This is a genomic window from Clostridium sp. 2218st1_F5_2218SCRN_220325, from assembly GCF_039062665.1.
Classification (GTDB): Bacteria; Bacillota; Clostridia; order Peptostreptococcales; family Peptostreptococcaceae; genus Intestinibacter.
Genome location: NZ_JBCLNH010000009.1, coordinates 18,104 through 39,374, shown reverse-complemented (window position 1 = coordinate 39,374; position 21,271 = coordinate 18,104). Strand labels below are relative to the sequence as shown.

The window sequence follows — 21,271 nt, the reverse complement described above, 5'->3', positions numbered from 1 at the left end:
TTTTATACTATATTTAGTTAATTTAAATAAATATAGTGTAAAAATAGACATCTGTTGAATTTTAAAAAATTAACTAGAATTAAAAAACACCCTTTAAGTCAACATATAACTTAAAAGGTGTTTTTATATTAAATATTTTATAATCCTAAGTCATTAACCCAAGATACTAATTTATCTTTGCTTACTTCACTATTAAATAGTTTACCTTCTTTGATAACTGTTGTGTCAGATACACTTCCTCTAAGACCTTTGACAGTATCTCCAAATCCACTTCCGCCAGATGTCGCAAATAAGACTATAGTTTTTCCTGAAAAATCATAGCTTTCTAAAAAAGTATTTATTATTGTTGGTGCAACATACCACCATATTGGGAATCCAACATATACAACATCGTATTTATCCATATTGTCGCATTTTTCTGATATAGCAGGTCTAAAACTTTTATCATTCATTTCTATACTGCTACGACTTTTTGTATCCATCCAATCCAAATCAGCTTTTGTATATTTTACTTTTGGCTTAATTTCAAATAAATCAGCCCCTACTGCATCAGAAAGTTTTTCTGCTACTTTTTTTGTTACTCCACTTGCAGAAAAATATGCTACTAATGACTTATTTTCCATTTTCTATTCCCCCTATTTATTAGATTTAATTAAAATTCTAATATAATATTAATCCTTTAAGTTAACTCCAAGTCAACTACTTTTTTGTTAGAAATTATCAATTTAATTTTATGATTTTATATCCCTAAATTTTTTTATTAATTTCATATATTCCATTGAAATTACTATTATTGACTTTTGTTTCTAAATAATATATTATGAAATGATAATTATTTTCATCATTTTATAATTTTTAATATTTTATAATACATTTATATTTTGCAATATATTAATAAATGTTTATATATCATTTTAAGGAGCGCTAGACATGAATCTTATAACTTCAACATTAAATGATTTTTATTATTGCTGTAAAATACCAGTTAAAGCTATTTCTTTTGAACTAAATGAAATCTATAAAATAGGATATGATAAAACTTTTAATAAATTATTTCCTACAGACGATATTTATAATTTAGTCAATAATGGGCACGATTGTTTAAATCAAAATATACAGATATCTGAAGATATCTACTATAGGATAGTAAATATCTCAAAATTAAATAAATATGTTGGTTTTTTTATATTAGGTCCAATAACTACAACCAAAACAGAAAATAGTACTTCTAGTATTCCTTATCTTCCATTGGAATGCTTAAATTATTGTGCTAATTTTATCATAGGAATTTCTACTGATAAATTTAATAAAGCTTTAGATACTAAATCATTTAATCCTTATATAAAAAAGTCTATTGAATATGTGCATAAACATTTTGATGAAAATATTAATATTACGAATTTATGTAAACATTTAAATTTAAATAAAAGTTATTTTTGTAGTTCTTTTAAAACTGCTACAGGACATACTTTCTGTCACTTTCTAAATCATTTTAGAGTTGAGAAAAGCAAGCAGTTATTATTAGAAACAGACTTAAATATACTCGATATTGCTATAGCAGTTGGATTTAATAATCAAAATTACTATAGTACAACTTTTAAAAAATTCACTGGAAAAACTCCATCTCAATATAGAACTTGTCATAAACATTAAAAAGCTCTGTGTTCAATATAAATCACCTACATAGAGCTTTTAAATTTATCTTTTAGGCTGATTTTCATAAATATTCATATAAAATTAAAACCAATTTTTTTTGATTGCTAATGGATATACTATTAATATGTAACTTATAAAATTTCGCACTTAAGTTTTATAAGAGTCACGAACTAAAATTTATAAATATAACAATAGTATTAATAATATTCAAATTATAATATAACAAATTTGTAATAATATTTTTATCTCACTGTAATTCTTTTGTAAGATTTAAAAAGTATAATAGAATTTAAGAAGTTATTCTATAAAAACATTATATATTTAAACAATTTTAGGGAGGGAATTACATGAATAAAAATCTAATAACACTAATTGTATCTTTTTTAATAATACTGTTAGTTGGTTTTATAGATAAAAGTACTAGTTATGATACTTCTAATTTTGGGGATACTGTTGTTTTTTATCCACAACATCAAGATGATGAAACACTTTGGGCCGCAAGTGCAATATTAGAAGCTATACAAGAAAGAGGGGCTGATAACGTATATGTTGTTTTAGTTTCTTATGGTACTGGAATAAAAGTTTTAAAAGATGAAAAATATAGTCAATTAAGCAATATGCAAAAGTATGAATATCGAGAACGAGAATTTTTAGATGCTGTAAAACAACTAGGTGTAAAACAAGAAAATATTATACTACTTCCAAGAATAAATAATTCAGAAAGTACTAGTTTTGAACTTATGGAACAAACTGCTCTTGATTTTGAGCATAGATTTAAAAATGTGACGCATGTTGCTCACACATATAAATACGATTGGCATCTTCAACACCTTAAAAATGGCTCTGTGATACAGTCTTTATATAATAGTGGGAAAATTAAACACGCACTTTATTTTATAAAACCTCAATATGAAAAAGATATACCAGCTCAAGAAAAAATAGTTTATAAATCTCAATCGCCTACTGAAAAAAATAAAATTAAAAATGCATGTATGGCGTATAAATTAATTGATGAAAATATGCAAAGAGAAGGTATTGGATATCAATCAGATCATAAGTCATTTGAAAAACTGATGAATAAAAATAGATCTATACTTCACACACCTAACGTTTAGATTGATTTAATATATATTTATTAGAAACCCATTGTACAATGTATCAACTTGCACAATGGGTCTTGTATTTTTATTATTTTTTGCCTTTACCTGTCATTTCTGTTATTTCCATTTTTAATACATATGTTTGAGATGCACTCTTATCTATATATTTCATTCCAGATTCTATGTACTCTGGAGATAATTTTTTTATAAGTGCCTCAAGACCTTTTTTCTTTTCATCTTCATCTTCAACTATTGAAACTTTTCCAAAAACAATAGCTGAACTATATTTAGTAGAGAATGTTTTTGGTTGAAGACATACATCATTTATAACTGTAAAACAAGCATTGCTATTGTGTATTATATTGCTAACTTTATATCCTACAGCTTTTGCACAATGAAAATATATTACTCCATCTTCATATACAAAATTCATTGGTACACCATAAGGTACATTATCAACCCCTATCGTTGAAAGTATGCCATATTCTGATCTATTTAAAATATCAAGAGTTTGATCTTCATTTAACATACGGTCTTTTCTGCGCATTTCCATAATTTTATTCCCCTTTGCGTGTTGTTTTCTGAAATAATTATAACACTTATTTAAATTAAATAGTATATTAACTAGCTAAGGTTATAAGTCAAATTATCCCTATCCAACCTTTTCAAAAATTAACAACTCAGTCTTCCAGTTTTTTAATTCTATACTGTTACTTTTAATATTTCCTTCTACTGAATCCCCTTCATTTGTCATAATAATTTTTTGATTTTCTATTGTATATTCAAATTCGTCATCTTCTGAACCAATCATTCTAATAATTCCTTTTCCATTTCCCTTAAGCTCAATTATCATTCCTCCGTCTTCACCATATGTCAAATTCCAAAGTTTATCACCCTTCTTAACAACTTTACCATCCACATGTATTTCTTTTAATTTATATGTTCCCTCATAATTTTTTATATTCGTTGCACAAGCTACCAACATTACTGCTAATAAGGCTGATGCTAAAATAAGTAATATTTTTTTCATTATATCCCTCCCCCTTATTATGGATAAACCTTATGAAAAATTTATATTATTTACTACTTTTAATTTATGAAAGGATTTATTTAATATTCATATTTTAACTATTAATAAAAGTTTTAATTAGTTGAGGTTAAATTGATAAAAACTTGATAAAATATTTAAGAAATAATATGACACAAATATATAAAAAGAAAGGGTGATTACTTTGTTTTCTGTACTTATAGTAGAAGATGATAAAGAATTAAGTGAATTATATTGTACGGTTTTGAGCGACAATGGATATAAAGTTTATACTGCCCAAAATGGTGAAATCGCGCTTAAAATTATACATGAATCTTATATTGATTTGATGATTTGTGATGTTATGATGCCAAAAATGGATGGCTATGAATTAACTAAACAACTTAGAAAAAGTGGTTTCATTAGTTGTTTCTTCAATAATGATAGGAATTATAACATATATTTCTGTCCTTGAGAGAACAAAAGAAATTGGTATACTTCGTGCAATAGGTGCTAGCAAACGTAATGTATCACAAGTATTCACTGCTGAAACATTTATAATTGGTCTTTGCTCAGGATTAATCGGTGTTGGAACTGCATGCTTATTATTAATTCCAGGTAATGCAATCATACACGCTTTATTAGGTACGACTGATGTTAATGCATATTTACCAGTATCAAGTGCTTTAATACTGATTGTATTAAGTGTAGTACTTACTTTAATCGGTGGTGTGTTCCCTTCTAGAGCAGCTGCCAAACAAGACCCTGTCACTTCACTTAGAAGTGAATAAACTTAAATTTAAAAACTTAAAATAATTTCTTATATTTTTAATAAAAATATAATTTTCTTATTCAAATAATTTTCTTATCCAATTAAAATACCCTTGTACAGTTTTTTAAATTCTGCACAAGGGTATTTTTTAACAATACTCATAATCTGGTTGTATACTACGTTTTAATTCATGTAGTTTTCCATCAAATAAGCAATTTAATTCTTCGATTTTTGTATAATCAGCTGGTCGCATTAAACTAGGATGCTTCGGAAGTTCTAATGCATTACTCATCTCTAAAACTTCACTAACAAATTCTGAACAGAAATAATGACTTTTTCTATCATATGCAATATTCATTCTGCATAAAAGCAATCCTAAAACATTATATCTATAACAATCTGCATTTTCCATCATATCATCAACATGATTTTTGGCTTTTTCATATGTTTCATCATCTACTTTCAATTCATATAAGGCACATGGAATATGGTTACATTTTTCATAAAATCCACTATATAAAGCTTCATGTCTTATTCCAGCAGGCAATGGTGTCCTTTTATATTTTCTCGCAAAACTATATAAAGGCTCTAACTTTTCATCAAATGATATAGACATATGTGTATACTTATCTGATGTAGCTAATCCAATTGTCTTAGACACGTATGTGTCAGATCTCGTAAGTAGTAAATAAATTGATTTCATCTACTATATCCTCCTGTGGTGTATTGTATACTTGCTTTGAGGAAAATATATTTCCTACATATTTCAAAAACATTAGGTTCGCCAAGTGTCTATAAACCCCACCTTAACTTACCATTATCCTTTTCAATTCTACAGAATCACAATAATAAAATCAAGAATTTTTTACACTTACTATTCTACAACTATTACTGTTAATACTTATGTTGTTGATTAGGTCTTACCCCTCTCTCTCTGTAAGTATTATCGTTACTATATACCTTGTTTAAAATTATCCAAATATACCTGATTTGAAATCATTCAAAATCTTTATTAGTTCTATAAATTAACATTCTTAAAGGAAAAAGCCCTTATGATATATTTGGACCAAAATAATATCATAAGGGCTTTTAATGTTTAAGATTACTTTTTATTTTTAACTATTAACAGTGTATAAACTATTAGAAGTTCTTATTCCCATTCAATAGTTCCAGGAGGTTTAGAAGTTATGTCATACACAACTCTGTTAGCTCCATCAACTTCGTTAACTATTCTGTTAGCTATTTTTTCTAATACATCATAAGGTATTTTGTACCAGTCAGAAGTCATTCCGTCAGAAGATGCAACTGCTCTTAAACCTACTAAGTAAGCATAAGTTCTTTCATCTCCCATAACTCCAACTGTTTTAACATCTGGTAATGTTGCGAATGCTTGCCATATTTCTCTATATAGACCAGCTTTTCTTAATTCATCCATGTATATAGCATCAGCTTCTCTTAATATGTCACATTTTTCTTTTGTAACTTCACCGATAACTCTTATTCCAAGACCTGGTCCTGGGAATGGATGTCTAAATATTAGTTTATCTTCTATTCCTAGTTCTAAACCTATTTTTCTAACTTCATCTTTGAATAATTCTTTAAGTGGTTCAACTATTTCGAAGGCAACATCTTCAGGAAGTCCTCCAACGTTGTGGTGAGATTTTATTGTTACAGATTCTCCACCTAATCCACTTTCTACTATATCAGGGTATATAGTTCCTTGAACTAAGAAGTCCATTTTTCCAAGTTTATTTGATTCTTCTTCAAATACTCTTATGAACTCTTCACCTATTATTTTTCTTTTTGCTTCTGGTTCAGTAACACCTTTTAATTTTGATAAGAATCTGTCTTCACAGTTAACTCTTATTAAGTTCATGTCGAAAGTATCTCTGAATATTCTTTCTACATCGTCACCTTCATTTTTTCTTAAAAGACCGTGGTCAACGAATACACAAGTTAAGTTATCACCTATAGCTTTATGAACAAGTACTGCAGCTACTGATGAGTCAACCCCACCACTTAATGCACAAAGTACTTTTCTATCTCCTATAGTTTCTCTTAATTCAGCGATTTTATCTTTTATGAATGAATCTGTAGTCCAGTCTCCTTTAACACCACATATGTTGTATAAGAAGTTTTTGATTATCATATATCCTTCTTGTGAATGTTCAACTTCTGGGTGGAACTGAACTCCGTATAAGTTCTTTTCTACGTTTTGTATACCTGCAACTGGACAGTCAGCAGTGTATGCTATTATTTCAAAACCTTCTGGAACTGAGTCTATTCTATCAGTGTGACTCATCCATACAGAATTAGTTGTTATTCCTTCGAATAATTTTGATTCTTTGTATGTTATAGCAGTTTTACCGTATTCTTTTTCTGCTGCAGTACCTCTTCTAACTACACCACCTAAAGTATGGCACATAGTTTGGATACCATAGCATATACCTAATATTGGTATACCTGCTTCATATATTTCTTTTGCCATTCTTGGAGAATCTTCTAAGTATGCACTATTTGGTCCCCCTGTGAATATTATCCCTTTTGGATTTTTAGCTTTTATTTCTTCAATGTCTGTTTTGTAAGAGATTATTTCACAATATACGTTATTTTCTCTAACTCTCCTAGCTATTAACTGATTGTATTGACCTCCGAAGTCTATAACAAGCACTAATTCATGTTTCATTACATCATATCTCCTTGCGTACTATAATTTGGTGCTTCTTTAGTTATTTTTATGTCGTGTGGATGACTTTCTTTTAAAGAAGCTGCTGTTATTTTTACAAACTCTGCATTAGCTTGTAATTGTTCAATTGTAGGTGCTCCACAGTATCCCATTCCTGATTTTATTCCGCCTATCATTTGGAATACTATATCTTCTGCTTTCCCTTTGTAAGCAACCATACCTTCTACACCTTCTGGAACTAATTTCTTTTGTCCTGATTGGAAGTATCTATCTTTTGAACCATCTTCCATAGCTGCTATAGAACCCATACCTCTGTATGTTTTGTATGATCTACCTGCATATAATACTATTTCTCCTGGACTTTCTTCAGTTCCTGCGAACATTGATCCCATCATACAAACATTAGCACCTGCTGCTAAAGCTTTTACGATATCTCCAGAATATTGGATACCACCGTCTGCTATTATTGGTATATCGTATTTTTTAGCTACTTCATAACAATCCATTATAGCTGTTATTTGTGGTACACCTATACCAGCAACTACTCTTGTTGTACATATAGAACCAGGTCCCATACCTATTTTAACACAATCTGCACCAGCTTTTATTAAATCTTCGCAACCTGCTGCTGTTGCAACATTACCCGCTATAACCGGAAGATCAGGATATGCAGCCTTTACTTTTTTAAGGGCATTTATTACATTTTGTGAATGTCCATGTGCACTATCTAAAACTATTATATCAACCTTTGCTTTATAAAGAGCATCTACTCTCTCTAATAAATCGTTAGTTATTCCTACACCTGCTCCACAAAGCAGTCTGCCTTTTTTATCTTTTGCTGAATTAGGGTATTGAATTTTCTTTTCTATATCTTTTATAGTTATTAATCCTTTTAAATGACCTTCTTCATCAACTATTGGTAATTTTTCAATTCTATGTTTACCTAATATATCTTTAGCTTCTTCTAGAGTTATACCTTCTCTTGCAGTTACTAAATGTTCTTTAGTTGTCATTGCTTCTTCTATACGTCTAGTCATATCTGTTTCGAATTTGATATCTCTATTCGTAATTATACCGATTAATATGTTGTTTTCATCTACTATTGGAACGCCTGATATTTTATATCTTGCCATTATGTTATCTGCATCTTGAATTGTGTGACCTTTAGATAAAGAGAATGGGTCTACTATTACTCCACTTTCACTTCTTTTTACTCTATCTACTTCTGAAGCTTGTTCTTCTATTGACATGTTTTTATGAATTATACCGATACCGCCTTGTCTTGCCATAGAGATAGCCATTTTAGATTCTGTAACTGTATCCATACTAGCACTCATTAACGGAATATTTAGTTCAATATCTTTTGTTAATTTAGTCTTAATATCGATTTGTGATGGTATTATTTCTGATTTCTGTGGAATTAATAATACGTCATCGAAAGTTAAACCTTCTTTTACGATAGTTGCCATTTTACATTACCCCTTTCATAGTTAATTGATTATGTTAATTTTAAAATATTTTAAATATTGTAATTTTAATTATTATTTAAAATAATATATATTCATTTATCTTATAAAATTTAAAAAATTATATCAAAAAAGCCTCTATAGTAACTTCCATCAATTTTAACAAAAGTGAAATTACTATAAAGGCTTTTAACATCACTGATATAGCCAATCCGCTGGGATAAATATCGGCCGGCGGATTTACTTAAAGATGTCGCAGATATAATAATTCCACTCATAGTCTAGATATTTACGGCATCTAGGTAGAAACTCTCAGACCATATTACTGAGCATATACGAGTGATTTATTAATTAGCTTTATTTTTTCATTTAAATTAATTTGTTCAATTAATTGAATATTAATTTATCAAAATTAATGAACGTTGTCAACAATTTTAAAAAAATTTTTCGGCTATTAAATAATTTATTTCTTGAAAAACTTTAACTAGAGGTATGTTTTCCCTTTTAGCCATTATTTTACAATCTTCATACTCTGGTGTCGCTTTAATTAGTTTATTATTTAAGTAACCTAACTTTATTTGTATGTCACCGTATTTTGTATTTATTCTTTCAAATTTTCTATCTATAACCGTTCTTTCTAGCTTATGATATCTCACTCCAAACGTTGATGTTTCAAGGATTAAGAGGTTTATAAGTTTTTGTAAATCTTCTTCTTTGCACAGTATACAAATCTTATATGCAGGTCTATTTTTCTTCATAAAAATACTTTCTGTATATATATCTAATGCACCTTGCTTTAAAATTTGTTCGTATATGTGAGAATATATTTCTGAAGACATGTCGTCTATATTTACATTAATCTCCCAGACTATATTCTTTTTTTTTTTACACCTATAAATGTTCTTAGCATGTTTGGAACTTCAAATTTTTTATGTCCGATTCCATATCCTATTTGTTTAGTTTCAAATTCAATTTCGTCTATAAATTTATCACACATAGTTTTTATAATTGCTGCTCCTGTTGGAGTTGTACATTCACCTGATACATTGTTAAATTTAACTGGTACGTCTTTTAATATTTCTACGACTGCTGGTGCTGGTACTGGAATTATTCCATGTGCACACTTAACAAAACCTGATCCTAATGGTACTTTTGTCGCATATATTTTGTCTATGCATAGTAAATCTATTAGTATACATGAACCTACTATATCGATTATTGAATCCATTGCTCCAACTTCATGGAAATGTATTTTGTCGATAGATGTCCCATGTACCTTTGCTTCTGCTTTTGCAACTTCCATAAAGATATCTTTCGCATTTTGTTTTATTTTGTCGTTTAATGTACTATTGTCGATTATGTCATATATATCTATCAAGTTTCTATGTACATGACCTTCATTTACTATAACATTTACGTTTGTTCCTCTTATTCCATTTTCAAATTTATCATTTATTTCTATTTTGTATTCTTTGTTTAGGTTTAATTTGTCCAACTCTTTTAAAAATATTTCCTTTGGAACTCCTAGATTTAGTAATGTTGCTAAAGTCATATCCCCTGATATTCCACTTATAATATCAAAATATAAAATCTTTTCTTCTTGCATGTATTTTCTCCCCGTATTGTTTTATTATGTATTTTTATATATTTAATAAATTATTTATTTATATCGATTATTTCTATATTATTTTACTCGAATAATATTTTTTATATTTTCACAAATTACTTTAATTTGTTTTTAATTTATAATATCAATTCAATTTTCTCAATTCCCACAATATTTATAATTATTTTAATTTATTTATAGTAGCAGCTAAATATCCTGCTCCAAATCCATTATCTATATTGACTACAGATATTCCAGATGCACAACTGTTTAACATTGCTAAAAGCGCAGTAAGTCCATTAAAACTTGTACCATATCCAACTGATGTTGGAACAGCGATTACTGGTACATCTACCATTCCTCCAACAACACTTGGTAATGCGCCTTCCATCCCTGCCACAGCAACTATTACCCTTGCTTGTTCAATAAGGTATCTTTTATTTAATAATCTATGTATCCCAGCTACACCTACATCATATATTCGCTCTACTTTATTTCCTAAAAATTTAGCAGTATAATAAGCCTCATCCGCCACTGCTATATCTGATGTACCTGCTGCAAGTATTGCTATAGTACCCTTTCCTACCACTTCAATCTCATGATTTTTTATCATTAATACTCTCGATAATTCATCATATTCCACATTGTCGTATATCTGTTTTAATTTTTCAGCAGTCTCTTTTCTGCATCTTGTTCCAAGTACATTGCTTTGTTTTTTAAGTAAAACATCTACTATCCCTATTATATGTTCATCTGTTTTTCCTTCACAGTAAATGACTTCTGGGAACCCATTTCTAATCTCTCTGTGATGGTCTATATTTGCATAACCTAAATCTTCATAAGGTAAATCTTTTAATTTAGTTATCGCTGTATCTATATCTATTTCATCATTTTTAACTGCTTCTAATAATTTTTTTACATCCATATTAACTTTGTGCCCCTTTCTCTATGATAATATCACCATATATTTCCCTTATAATTTACATATATTGTAACACTTACATCTTTATTTAGAAATATCCTTTTACCTAGTTTATACAATTTATAAGTATAATTTCCTATACGTTATATAAATTTTAAATACCTAATCTCCATTTAATCTCAATAGATTTTCTAAAATAAAAAAAGCACCATATCACAAAACTATTATGATATAGCGCATTAATTTCGAGTCGATATTTTAAATTTTAATATAATGAGTTAGATTACATCATTCCTGGCATTCCGCCACCAACTGCTGCCGCTGGATCTTCTTTTTGAGGAATTTCTGCAACTGCTGCTTCAGTAGTTAAGAATACACTTGCTATTGATGAAGAATTTTGTAAAGCACTTCTAGTAACTTTAGTTGGGTCAACTATACCAGCTTCTATCATGTTTACATATTCTTCTTTATATGCATCAAATCCTACTTCTGGATCTGCATTTATTACATTTTGTACTATTACAGCACCTTCAAGACCTGCATTTATTGCTATTTGTCTTAATGGTTCTTCTAATGCTTTTCTTATTATTTTAGCACCTATAGCTTCTTCGCCATCTAATTCAGATATTAATTTTTCTACTGCTGGTATAACACTTACAAGTGCAGTACCACCACCAGCAACTATACCTTCTTCAACAGCAGCTTTAGTTGCATTTAAAGCATCTTCTATTCTTAATTTCTTTTCTTTCATTTCAACTTCTGTAGCTGCACCAACTTTAACTACTGCAACTCCACCAGATAATTTAGCTAGTCTTTCCATTAATTTTTCTCTATCAAAATCAGAAGTAGTTTCTTCAGCTAAATGTTTTATTTGGTTTATTCTGTTTTCTATGTTAGCTTTTTCTCCAGCTCCATCAACTATTGTAGTGCTATCTTTTGTTACTTTTATTGAAGATGCTCTACCTAACATGCTTAAGTCAGCTTCTTTTAATTCGTAACCAACTTCTGAAGATATTACTGTACCTCCAGTAAGTATTGCTATATCTTCTAACATTTGTTTTCTTCTGTCACCGAATCCAGGAGCTTTAACAGCAACAACATCAAATGTTCCTCTTAATTTATTAACTACTAATGTAGATAATGCTTCACCTTCAACGTCTTCAGCTATTATTAATAATTTTTTACCTGTTTTAACTAATTGTTCAAGTAATGGTAATATTTCTTGAATATTAGATATTTTCTTGTCAGTTATTAATATGAAAGGATCGTTTAAAACAGCTTCCATTTTATCAACATCTGTTACCATGTATGCAGAAACAAATCCTCTGTCAAATTGCATACCTTCAACAGTGTCTAATTCAGTTTTCATAGTTTTTGATTCTTCAACAGTTATAACACCATCTCTACCAACAACTTTCATTGCTTCAGCTATTAATTGACCTATTTCATCATCACCTGAAGATACAGCACCAACTTGAGCTATTGCTTCGTCAGTTTCAACTATTCTTGATTGATTTTTTAATTCTTCAACTGCTACTTCTACAGCTTTAGCTATACCTTTTCTTATTAAGATTGGGTTTGCTCCAGCTGTTACGTTTTTAAGACCTTCTCTTATGATTGCTTGAGCTAAAACTGTTGCTGTAGTAGTCCCATCACCAGCTACATCATTAGTTTTAGTTGCAACTTGTTTAACAAGTTGAGCACCCATATTTTCAAATCTGTCTTCTAATTCTATTTCTTTAGCTATTGTTACACCATCATTTGTTATTAGTGGAACACCATACATTTTATCAAGTATAACATTTCTACCTTTTGGTCCTAATGTAACTTTAACTGTATCTGCTAATTTATTTACCCCTCTTTCAAGAGCTCTTCTAGTATCTTCTGCAAATTTAATTTCTTTTGGCATGTTAATTCATCCTCCTACTTATAATATTATAATTCTACTATAGCTAATATATCGCTTTGTCTTAATATTATGTAATTTTCCCCATCTGCTTTTATTTCGTTTCCAGCGTATTTAGAGAAGATAACTTTATCTCCTACTTTAACTTCCATTTTTACTTCGTTTCCATCTACTATACCACCTGGTCCTACTTCTATAACTTCAGCCATTTGTGGTTGTTCTTTAGCTGCTGTTGGTAATACTATACCGCTTGCAGTTTTTTCTTCAGCTTCAAATTTTTTAATGACAACTCTGTCTGCTAATGGTCTTATTTTCATGTCCCATTCCTCCTATTTATATAAAAATCTTTGTGTTAAGTACATCTTAAAAATTCTTTTTGTATAGAATTTATTTATTATTTTCCAATTTTATCACTCTTTAACCAAGAGTGCTAACAATTATTATATTATACTATTTTACTCATTTTTTCAACCTATAATTGGATTTTTTTTCAAATTATTATGAGTTTACAGTAAATTTTTTCAAATAAAATTTCGCATGCTTTTATATATTCTTTTTTGTTTTAATATATCCTCTATTACTTTTATAAAAATTATCTTCCTATACCAAATTCTCTTGCATAATAGAATAAATATTGTTGTGCAAATCCTGCTAAATCTCCGAATTTCTCTATACCAAATTTTCTAATTTTAGTTAAACTTAAATCCTCTTCAACGTAGAATTCTTGCATTACTCTCTTTACCCAAACATCAACAGGGAATGTATCGTATTTTTGCATACCAAATAAAGCTATACAATCAGCTACTTTTGGACCAACTCCATTAAATTTAAGTAATTCTTTTAAACATTCAGCCGTTGGTAATTTTCTATATTCTAGTACATCTATATTTTCATCATTTACTATTTGAGCAGTTGATTTTATATATTTATCTCTAAATCCTGTTGAACATGCTCTAATTTCTTCTATAGTTGCTTTGTTTAATTGTTGTGGTGTCGGGAATGCATAATATTCTTGATTTTTATACTCTCCTATATATGTTCCAAAGTTTTTTGATAAGTTATTTATAGCTCTTTGTATCATTGGAATTCTATTATTTGCAGATATTATGAAAGAAATAAGCATTTCCCATCCATCTTGTTTTAATATTCTTATTCCTTCGCCAAATTCTGTAGCCTTTTCTAAATGCTCATCCATTACTTTTAATGTATTTACCATTGATTCATAATCTCTTCCTAAGTCGAAGTAGTCATACCATATGTTATCAAAATCTTCTTTTGTTGTATTATCTAAATATATTTTGTTTCCTTCTTGTTTAACGTTTATCACTTTGCCCATTGCCACACCTGTGTATGAGTCATCTTCTTGTTTTATCCATCTGAAACATTGTCCACATTCAAATATATGTTTAGGGTTAAAATTTTTTACGTCTTCTAATATTACAGTGTTACCTTGTTGTGTTACTTTCATTATGATTTCTCCTCTTACTTTATCTATTTTTTACTATTATTTTAATTATACCCTGGTTAGGTAGATTAATTACAATAACTTATAATCGTTATTTTTATTTTTAATATCATCATACAATATAGTTATAGTTATAAATCCTTCTCCAATTTCATGATCATAAATCATAGTTGGCTTTATATCAATAACTTGCTTGTCTTTTATAAAATTATTTACCGTATTTTCTATCTCTGTAGTTTCAAATCCGTCTCCAATAAAATCTTTAAAAATTTTTATTTTCATATTATTCACCCCTAAATTTATCAACTTATATATTATTTATATCAATATTAGCTTATAAATAACTTAATTATAATATTAAATAAAAAAACTTCAGCCTGTTTTGGCTGAAGTTTTTGTTTTTACATATATTTATTTATTACTTCATAGCATTTCTCTCTGGCACTATCTCTATTCTGACTTATTACATCTAAGACCCATCCATTTCCGCCACCAGCTAATTTAGCATCTTCAATTGCACTTTGTTCTCTATTATATTTTTCTTGTTCAAAAGCATTTCTATAATTTCTTATTTCTTGTGCCTTATCTGGGAAATAAGAAGAAATATTGATTCCCTTGCTCAATATATTCCCCGTATTTTTTAGGTTGTATAACCTTAGCATAGACAGTAATTCCTGAAAATGCTACTGCCATTAAAGCTACAATTGCTACCACAATAATTAATGGGTTGCGTTTTTTGATTGATTGTTGTTCATAAATTTCTCCCTCGTTATATATATTAGATCAAAGCAGTTAATCCCTGCTAAACCTCACTAAATCTAGATATCAGTTTTTTCAATGCTTCTGTCATTTGATTAACTTCATCTTGTGTATAAAAATACCCATCATTAACTTCTTTTCCTGTTTTTATATACGCATCTAATGTTACTTTATAGTCTAATAACTCATTATTAACCTTGCCTCTATCTAATTTTTTGTAGATGGTTTCAGCTCTATCAATACATTCACTTAATTCATTCTTATTTGTCATTTGAAATACAGTTAATTGAAATCTTTCTGATACATTATCATATCCGACTTCTTCTATATAATTTTCAACAACTGTTCTTATCGTTTCTCTGTCATTTTTACTCACTATGTCTAAAATTTCTAAAACTAAGTTTTCATCCTTTAAATCTAAAGATTGTGCTTTCATAACACATTCTTTAACTTTTTCATCATCACTTATCCCTACATAACTTTTGGAGAGTCCCAAGAGTGCTTCTATACTATTTTTATCTATCCTAAGTGCACTCTCAAAATCATATATTGCTTGTCTATAATGTTCTTCAGCTATATGTTCATTCCCTAATTCTATATATTTATTGTATTTTTTAGGTATTATAACCTCTTTATATGCCATAATACTCGAAAAAACTACTACCGCTAAAACTAAAATCATCCCTATAAATTTTAGCAGCTTACTCTTTTTCATTTTATTCCCCATAAAAATCTCCCTTTGTAATTTTTTCTGCCTTATATATATTAACCAATTTTTATCATTTTTGCAAACATTTGCTTTCTATTTTACACTTATCGATTTACATTTATTTATTTTTACATATAAAATTTATTGTATATGTACTATCAATTAATTTATATATAATTCTATTATGAAAAAATTACCTTTATATTAAATTTTTAAGATAAATTATAAGATTTTTATCAAAATTCGCTTCGCTCATGGCGCCAACGACTTCGTCCGTTGCTTCAGGTAATAAGTTGGAAAATCTACATTATCCACAAACCAGATAATGTAGATTTTCCTTAGAATTAAAAAAAATAGGATATTAAAATAGATAATCTATTCTAATATCCTATTTATATCTAAAATATAATCATAAATTTGTATAATTTTTATATTTAAATTATGATAATACTTTTTCTATTATTGGTTGAGGTGCAACTTCCTCATCAGTTAATTCAAATGCATGATAAAGTTCATCAATCCATTGTGGTTTTAGTTCTTCATCGTGATAAACAACGCATATTGTTTCACCTTCATTAACTTTATCTCCACGTTTGCAAGCAAGCTCGATTCCAACAGCATGATTTACATCTTCTTCTTTAGTTGCTCTACCTGCACCAAGTTGCATAGCTAGTATACCAAGTTTTTCTGAGTGAAGTAATTTAACATTTCCTGATTCTTTGCTTTTTATCTCTGTTTTAAACTTAGATTGTGGTAATAACGCTGGATTTTCTATCATATCTACGTTACCACCTTGAGCTTTAACCATTTCTTTAAATACTTCGAATGCTCTTCCTGAAGATACTGCTTCATCTAACATCACCCTAGCTTCGTCTTTATCTTTCGCAACTTTTCCTTGAATTAGCATTATTTCAGCAGCTTGCATACAAAGTTCTGTGAAATCTGCTGGTCCATGACCTTTTAATGTCTCTATTGCTTCTCTTATTTCAATTGCATTACCTATAGTGTTTCCTAAAGGTTGGTTCATATCTGTTATCATAGCCATTGTATTTCTACCTAAGCTATTTCCTATAGATATCATAGCTTCTGCTAATTTTGTTGCATCTTCTATAGTATGCATAAATGCACCTTCACCATATTTAACGTCTAATAATATAGTATCTGAACCAGATGCTAATTTTTTAGACATTATTGATGATGCAATTAGCGGAATAGATTCAACAGTTCCAGTAACGTCTCTTAAAGCATATAATTTTTTGTCAGCTGGTACTAAATCTCCAGTTTGACCTATTATAGCTATTCCAACTTCTGAAACTTGTTTTTTGAATTGTTCTTCTGTTAAGAAACAATTGAATCCTTCTATAGATTCTAATTTGTCAAGTGTTCCACCTGTATGTCCAAGTCCACGACCAGACATTTTTGCTACTTTTAATCCACAAGCTGCAACTAGTGGACCTAATGCCATTGATGTTTTATCGCCAACTCCACCAGTTGAGTGTTTGTCAGCTTTTATACCTTCTATTGAAGATAAGTCTATTACATCACCACTGTTCATCATAGCTTTAGCTAAGTATGAAGTTTCTCTTTCGTTCATTCCATTTAAAACTATAGCCATAAGTAATGAACTTATTTGATAATCAGGTATAGATCCATCTGTTACACCATCTACAAAAAATTGAATTTCTTGGTCTGTTAATTCTTCGTTATATCTTTTTTTATTTATAACATCTACAAAACGCATATCTATTTCCTCTTTATTTTAGTATCCTTGTGCTTCTTTACCTTTTATTAAGTTTATTGCAGAACTTGTTCCTATTCTTTCACAACCTTCATTTATAAACATTTCAAGGTCTTCTACAGTTTTAACTCCACCTGCAGCTTTTATTTTTACATTTTCTCCTATGTGTTGTTTGAATAATTTTATATCTTCTATAGTTGCACCAGCAGTTCCAAATCCAGTTGATGTTTTTATGTAGTCTGCTTTTGCATCTGTAACACATTTACACATAGCTATTTTTTCTTCTTCTGTTAAGAAACAAGTTTCGATTATAACTTTTAATATTTTATCTCCTACAGCTTCTTTTATTGCTTTAATCTCAGCTGTAACTTTGTCATAATCTCCATTTTTAACATCTGATATGTTTATTACCATATCTACTTCGTTTGCTCCGTTTTCTATAGCTTGTTTAGCCTCTAAAACTTTTGCTTCTGTTGTTGAGTATCCAACAGGGAACCCTACTACTGTACATATGTTAACTTTATCTCCGTATTTTTCATTTATACGAGATATGTAACAAGCTGGTATACATATTGATGCTGTGTTGTATTCTATTGATTCATCACATATTTTTTGTATATCTTCCCATGTTGCTACTGGCTTTAATAATGTATGATCCACGTGTTTTAATATTTCTGCTGTATTCATTATACTACCTACTTTCTTTAGCTTATATTGCCTTTTACCTATATTTTAATTTATTTATAAACTAACTATATTGATTAGTTTTTTCTTAATTTTAGTATTGAAATTACTTATTATACAAGTTCTTCTAATACTGATGTCCCTATTGTGTTTTCTGGCATATTTATATTGAAGTTGTCAGCTATTGTTGCACCTATCGTTGCAAAAGTATCTTTTTCTTCTAATATTCCACCTTTTTTCATAGCTGGTGAATAAGCTAAGAATGGAACGTATTCACGAGTGTGGTCAGTTCCTTCATATGTTGGATCATTACCATGGTCTGCAGTTATTATTAATAAATCATCTTCCCCTAATTTATCTATAACTTTTCCTAAGTTAACGTCGAATTTTTCAAGTTCTTGAGCATATCCAACAGGATTTCTTCTGTGTCCCCATAAAGCATCGAAATCAACTAAGTTTACAAAACATAATCCTTTAAAATCTTTATCCATTATTTCTAATGTTTGTTCCATTCCATGAACAGAAGATTTAGATTTGTTAGATTCAGTTATTCCTTCACCATCGTATATATCGCTTATTTTTCCTACAGATATAACGTCATATCCGTTGTCTTTTAGCTCGTTTAAAACAGTTCTTCCATATGGTTTTAATGCATAGTCATGTCTGTTGCTTGTACGAGTGAAGTGTCCTTTTCCTGTTCCAACGTATGGTCTTGCGATTACTCTACCTACTTTGTATTCATCTCTAAGAGTTAATTCTCTAGCTATTTCACAACATCTGTAAAGTTCATCTAGACCAAAAGTTTCTTCATGCCCACATATTTGTAAAACAGAATCTGCTGAAGTGTAAACTATCATATCACCAGTTTTCATTTGGTGTTCACCAAGTTCGTCTAGTATCTCTGTTCCACTTGCACTTTTGTTTCCTACTATTTTGTGACCTGTTTTTTCTGTTAATTCATCTAGTAATTCTTGTGGGAATCCTGTATCTGTGAAAGTCTTAAATGGTTTTGTTATATGAAGTCCCATCATCTCCCAGTGACCAGTCATTGTATCTTTCCCTATACTAGCTTCTTTAAGTTTCATTTGATAACCTAGTGGATGTTCTATTTTATCAACATGTTTTATTGGATGTAGGTTTGCTAATCCAAGTTTTTGTAGATTCGGTATTTTGAATGAATCTACTGATTCTGATATATGTAGTAATGTATCTACATTTATATCTCCATAGTTTTTAGAAGTATCATCTTGTCCTATTCCTAATGAATCAATTACTAAGACAAAGACTCTATTGTATTTTTTCATATCTATCACTTCCTAAATAAATTAATTTTAGAATAGTGTTATTAATCCAACTACCATTGAACTTAACACACTTACTGCAAATCCACCTATCATAGCTTTAAATGCTAATTTTGATAGAACTTTTCTTTTATCTGGACATAATGCAGATATACCTGATATACAAATTCCCATACTTGATATATTTGCAAAACCACAAAGTGAAATAGCCATAACTAAACCAGTTCTATAGTCTAATGATTTTATTACTTCTCCTAATGATTGGAATGCAACAAATTCATTTAATACTAATTTTTCACCTAATAATTGTCCTGCTCTAAGTATCTCTCCTCCATCAAGTCCCATTAAGAATCCTATTGGTGAGAATATATATGAGAATATTTGTTGTAGAGTTATACCAAATACACCTAGGATACCATTTACTAATGCTACTAAACCGATTATAGCTATTAAAGATGCTCCTATTGCTAAAGCACTTTGAAGACCATTCATTGCACCTTCTGCTATAGCTCCTATAAGATTTTCATTATCACCTTTATTATCTATGCTTACATCTTCAATATTTTGTGCTTCTTCTAATTCTGGTAATAACATTTTTGATATCGCTATACTTCCAAATGGAACTAATGCACTTGCTATTAAGATATATTCCATAGGTATTCCTAATGCAACATATCCACCTATTATTGTAGCAGACATACTACCCATTCCAGATATTAAAACAACCATTATTTCACTTTCTGTCATAGATCCTAGATATTTACTTACTAATATTGGACTTTCTGTTTGTCCTAAGAACATATTGGCAACTGCTACGAAACTTTCAACTTTACTTGTTCCTAATAGTTTCCCAACGATTGTTCCTATTATTTTAACTATAAATCCTAATATTCCTAGGTAATATAAACCACCTACTAATGCTGAAATAAAGATTATATTTCCTAATGTTTGTATACCGAAAATAGATCCGGTTGGCGATGATGCATCAGCAAGACTTCCAAATACGAATGTAATACCTTCAGCACCATAACTTAATACTTGTGTTACTACAGCAGATACTTTTTCAATTACAAGTCTTCCTAAAGAGAATTTTACTAATATGAAAGCTATTAGAACTTGAATTAAAAAGGCTTTTATTACTGTTTTGTATGGTATATCCTTTTTGCTAGATGATAACAAATACATAATGCCCATAACTACTGCAATACCTAATAAATTTATTAATATTTTCATTTGGCCTTTACCTTTCTTAAGTTTACTTCTTTATATTTATTTAACAATAATTAGTTTTTACATATATTAAGCATTTATCCGTATTATATGTAAATAGAAATTCGTAAATTTATGAATTTCTATATTTTAAATTAAAATATAGTTTAAATTTTTACACTAGGTTGCATTTAAGATTCTAACATCACACTCTTTTAATGTCAATTATTGTAGTTTCCGTAAAAATATTGATAAATTCAAATAA

Annotated in this window: 22 protein-coding genes, 1 pseudogene and 1 riboswitch; of the genes and pseudogenes, 4 read left to right on the top strand and 19 right to left on the bottom strand. The window is 29.1% G+C overall.

Annotated elements, in window-relative coordinates:
• Nucleotides 1-137 precede the first annotated feature (137 nt).
• Entirely contained in the window at nucleotides 138-623 is a 486-nt protein-coding gene (locus ABCM86_RS07080; protein ID WP_343003742.1) for a flavodoxin, read from the bottom strand.
• 307 nt (nucleotides 624-930) lie between these two features.
• Here ABCM86_RS07080 and ABCM86_RS07075 point away from each other — a divergent pair, with 307 nt between their 5' ends.
• Both ABCM86_RS07075 and ABCM86_RS07070 read left to right on the top strand, forming a co-directional pair.
• Nucleotides 931-1,653 (top strand): AraC family transcriptional regulator, encoded by a 723-nt coding sequence (locus ABCM86_RS07075; protein ID WP_295571834.1) that lies wholly within the window; start codon nucleotides 931-933, stop codon nucleotides 1,651-1,653.
• A gap of 350 nt (nucleotides 1,654-2,003) precedes the next feature.
• Complete coding sequence (locus tag ABCM86_RS07070; RefSeq protein ID WP_295571832.1) at nucleotides 2,004-2,771, top strand: PIG-L family deacetylase; 768 nt, start codon at nucleotides 2,004-2,006, stop codon at nucleotides 2,769-2,771.
• Nucleotides 2,772-2,844: 73 nt separating this feature from the next.
• Here ABCM86_RS07070 and ABCM86_RS07065 read toward each other — a convergent pair whose 3' ends face one another.
• A complete protein-coding gene (locus ABCM86_RS07065; protein ID WP_295571830.1) occupies nucleotides 2,845-3,309 on the bottom strand; it encodes a pyridoxamine 5'-phosphate oxidase family protein in 465 nt (154 codons plus the stop codon).
• A gap of 99 nt (nucleotides 3,310-3,408) precedes the next feature.
• Entirely contained in the window at nucleotides 3,409-3,786 is a 378-nt protein-coding gene (locus tag ABCM86_RS07060; RefSeq protein WP_295571828.1) for a hypothetical protein, read from the bottom strand.
• A 193-nt stretch (nucleotides 3,787-3,979) separates the two neighbouring features.
• Here ABCM86_RS07060 and ABCM86_RS07055 point away from each other — a divergent pair, with 193 nt between their 5' ends.
• Nucleotides 3,980-4,258 carry a response regulator gene (locus ABCM86_RS07055; protein WP_295571826.1) on the top strand — a complete coding sequence of 93 codons (279 nt, stop codon included), beginning with the start codon at nucleotides 3,980-3,982 and terminating at the stop codon, nucleotides 4,256-4,258.
• Nucleotides 4,200-4,574, top strand: a pseudogene (locus ABCM86_RS07050) (FtsX-like permease family protein); the annotation flags it as partial. The gene ABCM86_RS07055 and the pseudogene ABCM86_RS07050, both read left to right, overlap by 59 nt.
• Nucleotides 4,575-4,703: 129 nt before the next feature.
• Here the strand turns inward: ABCM86_RS07050 and ABCM86_RS07045 are convergent.
• The 16 genes from ABCM86_RS07045 to ABCM86_RS06970 form a co-directional block, all read right to left on the bottom strand.
• A complete protein-coding gene (locus tag ABCM86_RS07045; RefSeq protein WP_295571824.1) occupies nucleotides 4,704-5,258 on the bottom strand; it encodes a hypothetical protein in 555 nt (184 codons plus the stop codon).
• A gap of 447 nt (nucleotides 5,259-5,705) precedes the next feature.
• Nucleotides 5,706-7,241 (bottom strand): glutamine-hydrolyzing GMP synthase, encoded by a 1,536-nt coding sequence (gene guaA, locus ABCM86_RS07040; RefSeq protein ID WP_195930441.1) that lies wholly within the window; start codon nucleotides 7,239-7,241, stop codon nucleotides 5,706-5,708.
• Entirely contained in the window at nucleotides 7,241-8,710 is a 1,470-nt protein-coding gene (guaB, locus tag ABCM86_RS07035) for an IMP dehydrogenase (RefSeq protein WP_295571821.1), read from the bottom strand. The genes guaA and guaB overlap by 1 nt, the downstream gene beginning before the upstream one ends.
• A 254-nt stretch (nucleotides 8,711-8,964) precedes the next feature.
• Nucleotides 8,965-9,066: riboswitch (purine riboswitch) on the bottom strand.
• Between the two features lie 75 nt (nucleotides 9,067-9,141).
• The gene (gene larC, locus ABCM86_RS07030; protein WP_295571819.1) at nucleotides 9,142-9,546 is read right to left on the bottom strand and encodes a nickel insertion protein; all 405 of its coding nucleotides are present in this window, start codon (nucleotides 9,544-9,546) and stop codon (nucleotides 9,142-9,144) included.
• A gap of 29 nt (nucleotides 9,547-9,575) precedes the next feature.
• Entirely contained in the window at nucleotides 9,576-10,313 is a 738-nt protein-coding gene (gene larC / locus ABCM86_RS07025; protein WP_295571817.1) for a nickel pincer cofactor biosynthesis protein LarC, read from the bottom strand.
• A 181-nt stretch (nucleotides 10,314-10,494) separates the two neighbouring features.
• Nucleotides 10,495-11,238, bottom strand: a complete 744-nt coding sequence (larB, locus tag ABCM86_RS07020) for a nickel pincer cofactor biosynthesis protein LarB (RefSeq protein WP_295571815.1) — start codon at nucleotides 11,236-11,238, stop codon at nucleotides 10,495-10,497.
• Between the two features lie 280 nt (nucleotides 11,239-11,518).
• A complete protein-coding gene (gene groL / locus ABCM86_RS07015) occupies nucleotides 11,519-13,144 on the bottom strand; it encodes a chaperonin GroEL (RefSeq protein WP_195930457.1) in 1,626 nt (541 codons plus the stop codon).
• A gap of 26 nt (nucleotides 13,145-13,170) precedes the next feature.
• Complete coding sequence (gene groES, locus ABCM86_RS07010; RefSeq protein WP_022070910.1) at nucleotides 13,171-13,458, bottom strand: co-chaperone GroES; 288 nt, start codon at nucleotides 13,456-13,458, stop codon at nucleotides 13,171-13,173.
• Nucleotides 13,459-13,733: 275 nt separating this feature from the next.
• Nucleotides 13,734-14,609, bottom strand: a complete 876-nt coding sequence (locus ABCM86_RS07005) for a DNA-3-methyladenine glycosylase 2 family protein (RefSeq protein ID WP_195930459.1) — start codon at nucleotides 14,607-14,609, stop codon at nucleotides 13,734-13,736.
• 69 nt (nucleotides 14,610-14,678) lie between these two features.
• On the bottom strand, nucleotides 14,679-14,888 hold the full coding sequence (locus ABCM86_RS07000) for a hypothetical protein (protein WP_195930461.1): 210 nt from the start codon (nucleotides 14,886-14,888) through the stop codon (nucleotides 14,679-14,681).
• A 119-nt stretch (nucleotides 14,889-15,007) separates the two neighbouring features.
• Nucleotides 15,008-15,229, bottom strand: a complete 222-nt coding sequence (locus ABCM86_RS06995) for a hypothetical protein (protein WP_195930463.1) — start codon at nucleotides 15,227-15,229, stop codon at nucleotides 15,008-15,010.
• 179 nt (nucleotides 15,230-15,408) lie between these two features.
• The gene (locus ABCM86_RS06990) at nucleotides 15,409-16,080 is read right to left on the bottom strand and encodes a hypothetical protein (protein ID WP_343003741.1); all 672 of its coding nucleotides are present in this window, start codon (nucleotides 16,078-16,080) and stop codon (nucleotides 15,409-15,411) included.
• Between the two features lie 433 nt (nucleotides 16,081-16,513).
• The gene (locus ABCM86_RS06985; protein WP_295571806.1) at nucleotides 16,514-17,815 is read right to left on the bottom strand and encodes a pyrimidine-nucleoside phosphorylase; all 1,302 of its coding nucleotides are present in this window, start codon (nucleotides 17,813-17,815) and stop codon (nucleotides 16,514-16,516) included.
• Nucleotides 17,816-17,833: 18 nt separating this feature from the next.
• Nucleotides 17,834-18,499: a deoxyribose-phosphate aldolase gene (gene deoC, locus ABCM86_RS06980; RefSeq protein WP_195931871.1), complete on the bottom strand. Its 666-nt coding sequence runs from the start codon at nucleotides 18,497-18,499 to the stop codon at nucleotides 17,834-17,836.
• Between the two features lie 110 nt (nucleotides 18,500-18,609).
• Complete coding sequence (gene deoB, locus ABCM86_RS06975; protein WP_295571804.1) at nucleotides 18,610-19,800, bottom strand: phosphopentomutase; 1,191 nt, start codon at nucleotides 19,798-19,800, stop codon at nucleotides 18,610-18,612.
• A gap of 27 nt (nucleotides 19,801-19,827) precedes the next feature.
• The gene (locus ABCM86_RS06970; RefSeq protein WP_343003740.1) at nucleotides 19,828-21,030 is read right to left on the bottom strand and encodes a nucleoside transporter C-terminal domain-containing protein; all 1,203 of its coding nucleotides are present in this window, start codon (nucleotides 21,028-21,030) and stop codon (nucleotides 19,828-19,830) included.
• Between the last annotated feature and the right edge of the window lie 241 nt (nucleotides 21,031-21,271).